We start from the raw sequence: 13,541 nt of genomic DNA, 5'->3' as shown, positions 1-13,541 counted from the left end.
AGTTATGGACTGTGACCACAGGGGCAGAGCGCTCGTGTATATAACTCAAAATAGGAGGTCTACATCATGGAACTGGACCTGAACGGCATTTACCAGCTCGCTCGCGAGCAGGAAATCGATACCGCAACCGTGGACGAGGCGCTGTCTGAAGCATTGCGTCTCGCGTATCTGAAAACACCTCATGCAGCGAAGCACGCGCGCGTCGAACTGGACCCGCGTGCCGGCACATTCACCATCTGGGCGCAGGACGAGATCCCGCAGGAGCCCACTGAAGACGATCCGCACCCCGCGCCAAAGCTCGGCGAGGAGTATGACGACACCCCGAACGACTTCGGGCGTCTGGCCGCGGCGACCGCGCGCCAGGTGATCCAGCAGCTGTTCCGCAAGGCCGAGGACGACAAGATCTTCGGCGCGTTCTCGGGCCAGCGCGGCAAGCTGATCACTGGCGTGGTGCAGCAGGACGCGAAGGACACCGCGAACGTGCACGTGGCCGTGGGCGACGTGGAGGCGATCCTGCCGCGGCGCGAACAGGTGCCGGGGGAGCGTTACCGCCATGGTGAGCGCATCCGCGTGTACGTGGTGAACGTCTCGCGCGGCCTCAAGGGCCCGGAGATCATCGTGTCGCGCTCGCACCCGGAACTGGTGCGCCGCCTGTTCGAACGCGAGGTGCCGGAACTCGTTTCGGGCGCCGTTTCGATTATGGCGATCGCGCGCGAGGCCGGCGCCCGCACCAAGATCGCCGTGCGCGCCAACACGCCGGGCGTCAATCCGAAGGGCGCGCTGATCGGACCTGGTGGTTCGCGTGTGCGCGCGGTGATGGAGAACCTGGGCCCGGAGAAGATCGACATCGTCGATTGGTCGAACGACCCAGCCACGTTCGTCGCGGCCGCGCTCTCGCCGGCCGTCGTCTCGGGCGTGCAGGTGATCAGCGAGAAGAACCAGACCGCGATCGCGTTCATCCACGATGACCAGCTCTCGCTCGCCATCGGCAAGGAAGGGCAGAACGCGCGTCTGGCGGCCAAGCTGACCGGTTGGAAGATCGGCATCGAATCCGAAGAGACGTTCGCAAAGAAACAGGCCGCGCTCAAGGCGCAGCAGGAAGCTGCGCAGAGCGGCGAAAACAGCGGGAACTAGGCATATTTCTCGCGCCGCAATACTCCCGCCGTGTATCCACCGGCGGGAGTATGCTGAACACGAAATCTGTACGTCGGGCGCTCTTGGAATGCCCGAAAAACAGAGCGAGGTAGAACAACCATGGTCACACGATGAGATACAGCATGCTCGCCGTGAAAAGATAAGCAGCTGCGCTGGTATGTACGCGCGGCTGGGAAATAGGAGAAATTGAGTGCCGAAAGCACGCGTATATGAACTCGCCAAGGAACTTGGCGTAGACAGCAAGACCGTCCTTGAAAAGCTCAAGGACATGGGCGAATTCGTCAAATCGGCGTCTTCGACAGTGGAGACCCCGGTCGCCCGCCGACTCAAGGAAGCGTTCCCCAAGGCGAACGCCGACTCCGCGGCAGCACCCGCCGCCAAGAACAACACCCACGCAGCCAAGCCGCAGCCCAAGAAGCCTGTGGCCCCCGCAACTCCCGCATCAGAGACTTCGGCCAAACCAGCGGCCCCCAAGCCGTCCGGCGCACGCCCCACAACGGCCAAGCCGGGCCAGCGTCCCGGCCCTCGCCACAACGCCCAGTCCGAGGCGCCACGTGGCGGCCAGCGTTCCGCTTCGCCGCGCGCGAACGGCGGCCCGCGCCCTGGCCAGCAGAGCACGAACCGCAACGAGCGTTCGAACGCACGTCCCAACGCGCCGACGCCTGGCCCCCGCACGCCCCGCGGCGGCCAGGGCAACGGCCAGCAGGGCGGCGGCGCCAAGCCGGGCGCACCGCAGCAGCATGCGCCACGTCCGGGCAACAACCCGTTCAGCCGCAAGCAGGGCATGCATACCCCCACGCCGGGTGACATTCCGCGCCCGCACCCGATGGCACGCCCGACCGTGAACGACAGTCGTCGTGGCGGCCGTCCCGGTGCTCGTGGCGGCGCCCGCAACGGACGCCCCGGTCCGGGCACAGGAGCACGTCCGGGCCAGTGGGGCCAGCACCGCCAGAATCAGGGCGGTGGCAACAACGGGCGCCCCGGTGGCAACCGCTTTGGCGGTGGCGGCAACTTCCAGAACAACAACGGTCCGAGCAACGGCCCGTCGCGTGGCGGCGGCCGCGGCCGCGGTGGCGCGGCCGGCGCGTTCGGCCGTCAGGGCGGCAAGTCCTCGAAGGCACGTAAGAACCGCTTGGCGAAGCGCCATGAATACGAGGAGATGAAAGCACCCGTCATCGGTGGCGTGCGCATCCCCAAGGGCAATGGCCAGACGATCAAACTGCGCCAGGGCTCGTCGCTCGCGGACCTTGCCGAGAAGATCAACGTCAATCCGGCGGCCCTCGTGACCGTGCTGTTCCACTTGGGCGAGATGGCCACGGCCACGCAGTCGCTCGATGAGGCGACGTTCCAGATCCTGGGCGACGAGATCGGCTGGAACATCAAGGTCGTGTCCGCGGAAGAGGAAGACAAGGAGCTGCTCCAGCAGTTCGACATCGACCTTGAGTCCGAGGAACTGCAGGAGGACGAGGACCTCAAGCCGCGTCCGCCGGTCGTGACCGTGATGGGCCACGTGGACCACGGCAAGACCCGACTGCTCGACACAATCCGCCAGACGAACGTCATCGCACGCGAGGCCGGCGGCATCACGCAGCGCATCGGCGCCTACCAGGTGACTGTGGACATGGATGGCGAAGAGCGCAAGATCACGTTCCTCGACACCCCGGGCCACGAGGCGTTCACCGCCATGCGTGCCCGCGGCGCCGAGCTGACCGACATCGCGATCCTGATCGTGGCGGCCGACGACGGCGTGATGCCACAGACCGTCGAGGCGATCAACCACGCGCAGTCCGCACGTGTGCCGATCGTGGTGGCCGTGAACAAGATCGACGTCGAGGGTGCGAACCCCGACAAGGTGCGCGGCCAGCTCACCGAATTCGGCCTTGTGCCCGAGGAGTACGGTGGCAACACGATGTTCGTCGACATCTCGGCGAAGTACGGCACGAACGTCGACAAGCTGCTCGAAGCGGTGCTGCTCACGGCCGACGCGGAGCTCGACCTGCGCGCGAACCCCGACATGGACGCCCGTGGCGCCACGATTGAGGCGCGCCTCGACAAGGGCCGCGGCGCCGTGGCGAGCGTGCTCGTCCAGTCCGGCACCCTGCACATCGGCGATTCGATTGTGGCGGGCACGTCGTACGGCCGTGTGCGCGCGATGCTCGACGAGAACGGCAAGAACATGGAAGCGGCGCTGCCGTCGACCCCGGTGCAGGTGCTTGGCCTGACCTCGGTGCCGACCGCAGGCGACCTGTTCCTGGTGGCGCCGGACGACCGCACCGCACGCCAGATCGCCGAGAAGCGGCAGGCCACCGAGCGCGCCGCCCAGCTGGCGAAGCGCCGCAAGGTCGTTTCGCTCGAGAGCCTCAAGGAACAGTTCGCGAAGTCCGAGATCGACATGCTCAACATCGTGATCAAGGGCGATTCGTCCGGTTCTGTGGAAGCGCTCGAGGATTCGCTCATGAAGATCGAGGTCTCCGACGAGGTCGGCATCCAGGTCATCCACCGCGGCGTCGGCGCGATCACGCAGAACGACGTGAACCTCGCCTCCGTGGACAAGGCCGTGATCATCGGCTTCAACGTGCGTCCGAACCGTCAGGTCGCCGATCTGGCGGAGCGCGAAGGCGTGGAGATCAAGTACTACTCGGTCATCTACAAGGCGATCGAAGACATCGAGGCCTCGCTCAAGGGCATGCTCAAGCCGGAATTCGAAGAGGTCACCACCTCGCACTCCGAAATCCGCGAGATCTTCCGCTCGTCCAAGTTCGGCAACATCGCCGGCGTCATGGTGCTCGACGGCGAAGTCAAGCGCGGCACCAAGGCGCGCATTCTGCGCGACGGCGTGGCCACGGTCAACGACCTGGAGATCAGCTCGCTGCGCCGTTTCAAGGACGACGTCAAGTCGGTCTCGGAAGGCTACGAGGCGGGCATCAACCTGGGCACGTTCAACGACATCGAGATCGGCGACATCATCGAGACCTTCGAGATGCGCGAGATCGAACGCAAGTAACCGCCGCGCGCGGTGAACGCGCAAAAAGGCGGGGCGGATCATTCCTGATCCGCCCCGCCTTTTTGCGCGCGCCCGGTTTTGCAACAGGCTGACACCCGCGCCGCAGGTTTTCGACTACGCTTAGTGAGCAGTACCAGACTGGAACACACGACCATACGAAAAGGAACATCATGCAGGGAACGAATCCTCGCGCCGCGCGCATCGCGGCGCTGATCCAACGCGTCATCGCTTCGAACATGGAATCCACGCTGCACGACAAGCGGCTCAAGAACGTCACAATCACCGACGTGAAGGTGACGAACGACCTGCAGCTCGCCAAAGTGTATTGGACCACGATCTCGCGCACAGGCAACGACGAGGGCGAGCGCAAGCGCGCACAGACCGCACTCAACCAGGCGCGCGGGCGCCTGCGCACGATGGTCGGCGCCAAGGCCGGCCTGCGCCTGACCCCGCAGCTGCAGTTCATCTTCGACGAGGTGCCGGGCGAGGCGCACGAGATCGACGACATCATCGTGGCCGCACGGCGCCGCGATGAGGAGCTCGCCCGCATGCGCGCGAACGCGCAATACGCGGGCGATGCCGACCCCTACAAGCATGACGACGAGTCCGAAGACGAGCTTGAGGACCGGGAGCACGAAGACAAAGACGAGTACAACGAGTACGGCGGCGACGTGGTGACCGTGGAGGAGCTCGAGGACTTCGACGACGACGAGGACTCGGCCGATGGCAGCGACGACGACCCGGTGGACCCCGCCGGGTCCGACCCGCAGTCCACGGTCGACCGCGTGCAGGACTGACCCGCATGGCCGGTACAACAGCCGGGGAATCCGGCCTGCTGATCATCGACAAACCGCAGGGTGTAACGAGCCACGACCTTGTGGCCGCCGCGCGCGGCGCGTTGCACATGCGCAAGGTGGGCCACGCCGGCACGCTCGACCCGATGGCCACCGGCGTGCTCGTGGTAGGCTTCGGCAATGCGACGCGCCTGCTCAACATCATTGTGGAACACACGAAAACATACAGCGCCACCGTGCGCTTTGGGCAGCGCACCACAACCGACGACGCCGACGGCGAGGTCGTTCCCGGTGCCATTGCCGGGCCGCTGCCGGACCTTGACGCCGTGCGCGAGGCCGTGGCGCAATCGTTCACCGGGCGCATCGAACAGGTGCCGAACGCGTATTCGGCGATCAAAATCAACGGCCGGCGCGCCTACGATCTGGCGCGTGCAGGCGCCGAAGTGGAACTCAAGGCGCGCACGGTGACGGTCAGCCGCTTCGACGTGCTTGGCACGCGCGCCGCAACGGCGGCAGACGGCACGCCGGTGCTTGACATGGACGTGGAGGTGGAGTGTTCCGCCGGCACCTATATCCGCGCGTTGGCGCGCGATCTGGGTGAACTGTTCGGCTGCGGCGCACATCTGACGCGGCTGCGGCGCGAAGCGGTCGGCGCATTCCGTGCCGACGACCCGCGCGTGGTGCATGCGCATGTGGAATCGCGCACGTACACGAACCGCGAAGGCGAACAGGTGACGCGCAACCGTGCGGTGTTCGACGAAACGGGCCCCGCGCTGCTCAGCCATGCACTGCCGATGTTCGACGCGGTGCGCGGCGCGCTGCCCATCGTGGACGTGGGCGAAGGCGAGGCGCGCGCCCTGCGCTTCGGCCGCCGCATCGCATGCCCGGCGCATGTGGAACCCGGAGTGCCATGCGCTGCCGTCGTACCGGAAACGTGCGACGTGGTGGCGATCGTGGAACGCGCCAACGCGCGCGAACTGCAGCCGCTGACCGTGTTCCCGCGCCGGCCAGCGCACACTGACAACCTTGAGCAATTGGCATACACAGAGGTGAGATGAATTGAACATCATTCGTTTGCAGCCGGACATCACTGGCACCGTGGCATGGCCCACACTGAGCGCGTCGAAGAAATCGGTCGTCACGGTGGGCGTGTTCGACGGTGTGCACCGCGGGCACCAGGCGGTGATCGAGGAGACCGTGCGCATCGCGCAACGTGAGCGGTGTTTCTCGGTGGTGATCATGTTCGACCCGCGCCCCGCGTTCGTGCACGCGTACGCCGCGAAGAACGGCGGCATGGAGCCGCGGTCCGACGTGCAGGACACGCAGAAGATCACCGGCGTGGACGAGCGCCTGCGCATGATGAACGCGCTGCACGTGGATTATGTGCTCATCGTGCGCTACGACCTGGAGTTCGCGGCGAAGTCGTTCCGCTTCTTCCTGGGCCAGCTTGTGGGCAAACTGGGCATGCGCACGCTCGTGTTGGGCGAGGACGCACGCATGGGCGCCAATCTGGAAGGCACGGTGGAATCGATCGGCCGGCTCGCCGAAGGCACCGGCGTATTCGAACTCGTGGTGGTGCCCGACCACGGAGGCCATGTGTTCGTGCCGCAGCAGGCCGCGCCGCGCATGCCCGAAGGCCGCGGTGAGCCGGCCGACCCGCTTGAGGGCCTGAGCAAAACCGAACAGCGCGCGTTGACGAAGCGGTTGAATTCGAAGAAAGTGCGCGTACTGAGCTCCACGAACGTGCGGTGGCTGCTGGGGCAGGGGCGCGTCATGGCGGCCAATGACGTGCTCGGGTACACGCACGGCGTGGAAGGCACCGTGGTGCACGGCGAGGAACGCGGCCGCACAATCGGATTCCCCACAGCGAACGTGGAGACGCCAATCGACGGCTATCTGCCCGTCGACGGCGTGTACGCCGGCTGGCTCATCGATCTGGGACCGGCGGACGACTACGACGAGTCACAGCGCGCGTACAGCGAAGCGCCCGAAGCCGACGCCGAACCGGTCTCGCAACAGTACACGTCGGGCGGTGTGGAACACCGGCTCGCCGAATACTCGCCGTACCGTTGGCCGGCGGCGATCTCGATTGGACGCAAACCCACGTTCAACGAACAGAGCGGGCATGACGAGCGCGTGCTCGAAGCCTACGCGCTCACCGACGACTGGCTCGAGCTGTATGGGCACCGTGTGCGCTGCGAATTCGTGGGATTCCTGCGCCCGCAGATCAAATTCGATTCCGCGGATGACCTGGTGGCCGAACTCAAGCGCAACGCCGAAGAGGCGAAGGAGCTCACTTCGCGCGCTTCGTGAGTCGCATCGCCTCAAGCGCGTCTTTGAGCGACTGCACCTGTACGACCGCCAAACCGTCGACGTGCACCGGTGTGCGCAACGGCGGCACAATGGCCGTGGTGAACCCCAAACGGGCCGCCTCGCGCAAGCGGTATTCCAGCCGCGGCACCGGGCGCACCTGGCCGGTGAGCGAGATCTCGCCGATCGCGCACGTGGTCTTGGCGATTGGCACATGCGTCGCGGCACTCGCCAATGCCGCGCAGATCGCCAGATCGCACGCCGGCTCCTTGGCCACACCGCCGGCGATCGTGGAGATGTACAGGTCGTTCGTCAGCAGCGCAAGGCCCCCATGCCGGTACAGCACAGCCACGAGCATCGCGATGCGGTTCGTATCCACACCGTTGGCGGCGCGGCGCGGCGTGGGCAACACCGATTTGGTCACAAGCGCCTGTACTTCGACCGGCAGCGAACGGTGGCCGTCGAGTGTGAACGTGACGCACGTGCCTTCGACAGGCGCGTCGGTGGCCGAGAGGAACAGGCCCGCCGGGTCGGTCACCTCCTCGATGCCGATGCCACTCATGTCGAAACAGCCCACTTCGTCGGTGGGGCCGAAGCGGTTCTTCACCGCGCGCAACATGCGCAACGCGGTCTGCGCATCGCCTTCGAACTGGCACACCACATCCACCAGATGCTCAAGCGTGCGTGGGCCGGCAATCGATCCGTCCTTGGTCACATGGCCCACAAGCAGCACCGGCACGTCGAGCGATTTGGCCGTGTCGATGAGCGCGCTCGCCACCTCGCGCACCTGTGTGGAGCCACCGGAAATGCCATCCACGTCCTGCGAGACGATCGTCTGCGCCGAATCGACAATCGCCAGCGCCGGCTTGTGCTGCTCGATCAGGCCGAGCGCGGTCGCCAGATCGGTCGTGGAGGCGAGCAGCAGATTCTCTTCGACCGCGCCGATGCGCGAGGCGCGCAACCGCACCTGCGCCTGCGACTCCTCACCGGAAATATAGAGCGCGGTATTGCGCTGCGCGGCGCCACTGCTCGCCTTGGCGACGTTGCCCGCCGTCTCGAGCAGCAGCGTCGATTTGCCGATGCCCGGCTCGCCGGCGATCAACACGACCGATCCGGGCACAATACCGCCGCCGAGCACACGGTCAAATTCGCCGAAGCCGGTGGGGATGCGTGTCACCGACGCCGTGCCGATCTGCGTGATTGGCTGCGCGGCGCTCGAAACGACGGCGCTCGCCGTGGTACGCGCGGTGCGGCCCGGAGCGGCCGTGCGCGTGGTGGCCGGATTCGGCTTTGCCTCACGGAACTCCTCAATCGTGCCCCATTGGCCGCATTCGGGGCAGCGGCCGTACCACTTCGACCCGGTCCAGCCGCATTCGGTGCACACGTAGCTCACATTGCTCTTTGCCATATTCGAAACGTAGCGCCTGCCCGCGTCATGCGCAAGAGGCGTCAGGCGGCTGTGCCAAGATGATGGCTATGGCAAAGACTTCGGGAACCCCTGCACGGCGCACGGCTGCACGGCCCACGGCGAAGACCACGGCGCAGCCGGCACCGCAGACGTCGGGGACCGCGCGTAGGGCGCGTGCGGTCGTGTGCGCCGCCGCGATCATTGTGGTGCTTGCGCTCGTCAGCGCGTTCGGGTGGCCCGGCTGGGCGGTGCGCACGCCGCCCGAGCCGGTCGAAGTGCCCGCGGCGGTCGCTTCGGCCACGCCGACGATCGCGGCGCAGCCATTGCCGACCGACGCGTCCGAACTCGTCAAGATCCTGCCGGAGCATGTGTCGAATTATGTGCGTGGCGCGGTTGAATCGAGCGATGAATGGCGGTCGGCGGCGCCGGTCGAAGCATATGCGGTCACGTACGGCAACGGCGACCAGTCCAAAGACGTGCGCGTGATGATGGGGCAGTGGGCAGACGCCGAAGAGGCCGAAACACAGTACGCGAAACTCGCCAAGGCACTGGACGGCAAGCAGCTGGCCGCGGGCAACATCAAGGTCTCGGGGCAGAACACCGGCAGTTATGTGGTGGTGGCCGGCAAGGGCTCGGACGGCAATGCCACAGCGTTGTGGCGCAATGACACCGTGGTGTTCCGCGCCACCGGGCCGCAGGCAAGCGTGGAGACGGTCTACAAGCTGTTCCCGGTCTAGTCGGGCGCAGTCGAAGCGCAAAGTCGGCTCAGCCGTGTAGAGTGTGTCAAGTTGCAAACTTTTCGAGTATATGGAACGGAGGCTTGAGATGGGCTCGGTCATCAAGAAGCGCCGCAAGCGGATGAGCAAGAAGAAGCACCGCAAACTGCTGCGTAAGACTCGCCACCAGCGCAAGTAGTCTTTACCAGCTGATGTAAGCGTATATGGCAGGAGGCCCCCAATGATTTGGGGGCCTCCTGCGTTGGCGGCGTTCAGTGCCTGAACCGGGTCACTTGTTCGGGTTGGTCAGCACGCGCGGGCCGTCCGGGCTGCCCACGATCACTTCGTTGACCATGTTGAGGAACAGGCCGTGCTCCACAACGCCCACGATGTTGATGAGGTCCTGGGCCAGCGCCTGCGGGTCGTCGATGCGCTCCAGATGCAGGTCGATCACGTAGTTGTTCTCGTCGGTGCGCACCGGTTCGCCTTCGGCGTCGAGGCGGAGCACCGGCTTGTAGCCGCGCTCGTCGAGACGCTTGAACACGTGCGACCAGCCGAACGGGATCACTTCGACCGGCAGCGGGAATTTGCCGATGACGTCCACGACCTTGGACTCGTCCACAATCCACACGATCTTGTTGGAATTGACGGCCACGATCTTCTCCCACAGGAGGGCCGCGCCGCCGCCCTTGATGCCGTTGAAGTTGGCATCCACTTCGTCGGCGCCGTCAATCGTGAGGTCGATGTGGTCCACGTCGTCGATGTTCACGATCTTGATGCCGTAGCCTTCGGCCTGCTCCTGCGTGCGGCGGGAAGTGGTCACGCCGGTGAAGTCGAGGCCCTCCTCCTGCACGCGGCGGCCGAGCTCGTCCACGAGGAACCGCACGGTCGAACCGGTGCCCAGACCCGCGATCATGCCGTCGGTGATGAGCTTCGCGGCTTCGATGCCGGCTTCCTTCTTCATCGCATCCTGCTGTGCCTTCTCCATAACGCTCCTTTATGCGAATCATGGCGCGGAACCGCCCCGCGCACTGCCTCCCATACTAACCGAGTCAACAGAACGCGCCGCCCTCCGTGTTTCACGGGCGGTTCCATACACGGATGAATCCCCGCGCACACCAGTCGTTCTGTTTCATTGGATGTGTTGAGACCGTTCTTGACGAAAGGGCAGATGAACGCGCGCTTCATTCGACATGCTGAGGCAATTGTCTCGGAATGTCGAATGAAGCACGCGTTCATGGAGCATCTCTGCGCGAATGGGCTCACAAAGTCGAATGAAGCCGGGTGATGCCGCTGGATGCCGGTCCGGTTGCTACGACTGGTAGACGAGGAACGGTGCGTCGTCGAGCGTCAACGTGCCGTCGCCATCGACGAGACCGTCGACCTCGATATAGCCGCGCACACGCCGCGGGCGGCCGTCGAAATGCGGGCTCGATTCGGGTGGGGGAGTGAAGCGCACCGCGCCGCCCACGTGCAGTCCGCTGTGCCGCAGCGCCGGTTGCGCGGCCACCGCGGTCTGTGTGGGCGCGGTGTCGCGTACAGGTGCGGTATTGTGTGCGGGTTCACCGGAAGCGGATTTCGCGTGCGCGGCTTCGCCGGGCCCGGATGCGCGCACGTCCGTATCATGCGGTTCCGCAGCGGCAGGCACGATGTTCTCCGCGCCCTCGGCCGACTCTTCCGGAGCGCCTCCCATGCACCGGCCGGCCACGTACTTGGCGCGGTCGAGCTCGCCGTCGAGCAGCAGTTGCGCGTCCATCGGCACGTCGGTGCCGCGCGCGTACGGCGAATCGAGCAGCGACTGCCAGCCTTCGCGCGGCAGGTAGCCGTCGCGCACGCCCGACCTGCAGTCCTCGGCGTACGTGCGCGCGAGCTCGTCGACTTTCTCGTTGCCGGCGTTGCCCGCATGCCCCTTGACCCACTGGAAGCGCACCGAGCCTTCGCGCGCGCGCAGTTCCGCATCGATCGCCTTGATCACGTCCGCGTTCTTCACCGGCTCTTTCTTCGAGTTCTTCCAGCCGTTCTTCTTCCACCCGTGCACCCACTTGGTGGAGCAGTTGATCGCGTACTGCGAGTCGGTTTCGATGATGAGCGGCTCGCTGCCGGGGTGCGCGCGCAACGCCATCAGCACCGCGCACAGTTCGCCGATCTGGTTCGTGCCGTTCGTCGCGCCGCCGGCGTCGCAATCGCCCGTATGCGCGTGCTCGCCTTGGCTCGAGTGGTCGGCCCATGCCCAGCCCATCGGCCCGTTGGGATTGCCGAGGGCGGATCCGTCAGTGGAAACAGTGATCGTCATATGTTCCACTGTACGTGCAGGCACTGCCCGTGGCGCAAAAAGCACCGCCCGCAAGAAGCTGCCGGTGGGAAAACCGGGCTCTTGCGGGCGGTGCCTGCAGATGTGGATTATGCCGGACGCGTCACTCGCCGAGGGCGTTGTCCACGACCTGCGTGGCTTCGTCAAGCACGGAGTCGAGCGTCTCGGGGGAGACGAACGACTCGGCGTAGACCTTGTAGATGTTCTCGGTGCCGGACGGGCGGGCCGCGAACCAGTTGTCCTCGGTCACGACCTTGATGCCGCCGATCGGCGCATCGTTGCCCGGCGCCTTGGTCAGGATCGCGGTGATATCTTCGCCGCCGAGCGTGGTGGCGGTCACATCGTCGGCGTTGAGGTTCGCGAACTTCTGCTTCTGCTCAAGGGTGGTGGGCGTGTCGATGCGGCTGTACCAGCTTTCACCGAAGCGCTCCACCTGCTCCTGGTGCAGCTGCGCCGGGTTCTTGCCGGTCTTGCCGGTGATCTCGGCGGCGAGCAGGTCGGGGATCAGGCCGTCCTTGTCGGTCGTCCACACGCGGCCGTTGAAGCGCAGGAAGCTCATGCCGGAGCTTTCCTCGCCACCGAACGCGACCTCACCGGTGAACAGCGGGTCGACGAACCACTTGAAGCCGACCGGCACCTCGACGACGTGCGCGTCAATCGCCGCGGCCACGCGGTCGATGAGCGAGGAGGAGACGAGCGTCTTGCCCACGCCTGCACCTGCCGGCCAGTCGGGGCGGTTGCCGCCGAACAGGTATTCGACGCACACGGCCAGGTAGTGGTTCGGGTTCATCACGCCCCAGTTCGGGCAGACGATGCCGTGGCGGTCGGCATCCGGGTCGGTGCCGCCCACCAGGTCGTACTTGTCCCATGCGCCGGCGTTGAGCTCGTCCACGAGGCCCTTCATCGCATACTGCGACGAGGGGTCCATGCGGATCTTGCCGTCATGGTCGATCGTCATGAAACGCCACGTCGGGTCGACTTCGGGGCGGATGACGCCGATGTTCAGGCCGTACTTCTCGTTGATGAGCGGCCAGTAGTTCACCGAGGCGCCGCCGAGCGGGTCGATGCCCAGACGCACGCCGGAGTTGCGGATCACGTCGAAGTCGATGACGTTCTTGAGGTCGTCCACATAGTGCTCGCGGAAGTCGAAGCGCTCCACGAGGTCGGACTTGATGGCCTGCTCGAACGGTACGCGCTTGACACTCTTGAAATCGCCGAGCAGTTCGTTCGCACGGTTGGCGATCGCGTTCGTCACCTCGGACGGCGCCGGGCCGCCGGTGACCGGATCGTACTTGAAACCGCCATCGGTGGGTGGGTTGTGCGAAGGCGTTACGACGATGCCGTCGGCCAGATCGGCGCCTTCGAAGCGCTGGGTGCCGTCCGCCGCGCGGTTGTGCGTCAGGATCGCCTGGGAGACGACGGGGGTGGGGGTGTAGTCGTCGCGGGAATCGACGCGCACGCGCACGCCGTTCGCCACGAGCACCTCGATCGCGGTCTTCCATGCCGGCAGGCTCAGTGCGTGGGTGTCGCGGCCGATGTAAAGCGGGCCGGTGACGCCGGCGGCCTTGCGGTATTCCGCGATGGCCTGCGTGATCGCCACGATGTGCGCCTCGTTGAACGAGGTCTTCAGCGACGAGCCGCGGTGGCCCGAAGTGCCGAAGATGACGCGCTGCTCGGGCACGGACGGGTCCGGCACCACGTCGTAGTACTTGCCGATGACTTCATCGACGTCAATAAGATCTGCTGGAGTGGCGGGCATACCCGCGTTCTGTGCAACCATACAACCTTCAATCAATCTGTAACGATGGACTGCTCCAGCCTACCGTGCGGAGACACGACAGGC

General features: G+C 65.6%; 11 protein-coding genes. 7 read left to right on the top strand and 4 right to left on the bottom strand.

Annotated features, from left to right (window positions below; genetic code table 11):
* Positions 1-66: 66 nt before the first annotated feature.
* The 5 genes from nusA to ribF all read left to right on the top strand — a co-directional run bounded on the left by nusA (position 67) and on the right by ribF (position 7,266).
* Entirely contained in the window at positions 67-1,134 is a 1,068-nt protein-coding gene (gene nusA / locus OU02_RS01740) for a transcription termination factor NusA (protein WP_033488450.1), read from the top strand.
* Positions 1,135-1,345: 211 nt separating this feature from the next.
* Entirely contained in the window at positions 1,346-4,159 is a 2,814-nt protein-coding gene (gene infB, locus OU02_RS01735; protein WP_033488449.1) for a translation initiation factor IF-2, read from the top strand.
* A gap of 170 nt (positions 4,160-4,329) precedes the next feature.
* The gene (rbfA, locus tag OU02_RS01730; RefSeq protein WP_033488448.1) at positions 4,330-4,956 is read left to right on the top strand and encodes a 30S ribosome-binding factor RbfA; all 627 of its coding nucleotides are present in this window, start codon (positions 4,330-4,332) and stop codon (positions 4,954-4,956) included.
* Positions 4,957-4,961: 5 nt separating this feature from the next.
* Entirely contained in the window at positions 4,962-6,011 is a 1,050-nt protein-coding gene (gene truB / locus OU02_RS01725) for a tRNA pseudouridine(55) synthase TruB (RefSeq protein ID WP_033488447.1), read from the top strand.
* Position 6,012: 1 nt separating this feature from the next.
* On the top strand, positions 6,013-7,266 hold the full coding sequence (gene ribF, locus OU02_RS01720; RefSeq protein ID WP_033488446.1) for a bifunctional riboflavin kinase/FMN adenylyltransferase: 1,254 nt from the start codon (positions 6,013-6,015) through the stop codon (positions 7,264-7,266).
* On the opposite strand, the gene radA is transcribed toward ribF, so the two are convergent.
* Positions 7,247-8,671, bottom strand: a complete 1,425-nt coding sequence (gene radA / locus OU02_RS01715) for a DNA repair protein RadA (protein ID WP_033488445.1) — start codon at positions 8,669-8,671, stop codon at positions 7,247-7,249. The two genes, ribF and radA, sit on opposite strands and share 20 nt — an antisense overlap.
* 68 nt (positions 8,672-8,739) lie before the next feature.
* On the opposite strand from radA, the gene OU02_RS01710 reads away from it, so the two are divergent.
* Positions 8,740-9,408 (top strand): hypothetical protein, encoded by a 669-nt coding sequence (locus OU02_RS01710; protein WP_033488444.1) that lies wholly within the window; start codon positions 8,740-8,742, stop codon positions 9,406-9,408.
* 88 nt (positions 9,409-9,496) lie between these two features.
* Positions 9,497-9,586 carry a 30S ribosomal protein bS22 gene (locus tag OU02_RS08460; RefSeq protein ID WP_004268639.1) on the top strand — a complete coding sequence of 30 codons (90 nt, stop codon included), beginning with the start codon at positions 9,497-9,499 and terminating at the stop codon, positions 9,584-9,586.
* A gap of 90 nt (positions 9,587-9,676) precedes the next feature.
* Here the strand turns inward: OU02_RS08460 and rpiA are convergent, their stop codons facing one another.
* From rpiA to pgm, 3 genes are all read right to left on the bottom strand, one after another.
* Positions 9,677-10,375 (bottom strand): ribose-5-phosphate isomerase RpiA, encoded by a 699-nt coding sequence (rpiA, locus tag OU02_RS01705; RefSeq protein ID WP_033488443.1) that lies wholly within the window; start codon positions 10,373-10,375, stop codon positions 9,677-9,679.
* A 324-nt stretch (positions 10,376-10,699) separates the two neighbouring features.
* On the bottom strand, positions 10,700-11,680 hold the full coding sequence (locus tag OU02_RS01700; protein ID WP_033488442.1) for a ribonuclease H family protein: 981 nt from the start codon (positions 11,678-11,680) through the stop codon (positions 10,700-10,702).
* A 121-nt stretch (positions 11,681-11,801) separates the two neighbouring features.
* Positions 11,802-13,478, bottom strand: coding sequence for a phosphoglucomutase (alpha-D-glucose-1,6-bisphosphate-dependent) (pgm, locus tag OU02_RS01695; protein ID WP_022858249.1), 1,677 nt, complete (start codon positions 13,476-13,478; stop codon positions 11,802-11,804).
* Positions 13,479-13,541 lie beyond the last annotated feature (63 nt).

It is taken from the genome of Bifidobacterium pseudolongum subsp. pseudolongum DSM 20099 (assembly GCF_000771225.1).
GTDB classification, from domain to species: Bacteria; Actinomycetota; Actinomycetes; order Actinomycetales; family Bifidobacteriaceae; genus Bifidobacterium; species Bifidobacterium pseudolongum.
Note: the sequence above shows the minus strand (reverse complement) of the source record. Positions and strands in the feature narration are given on the sequence as shown.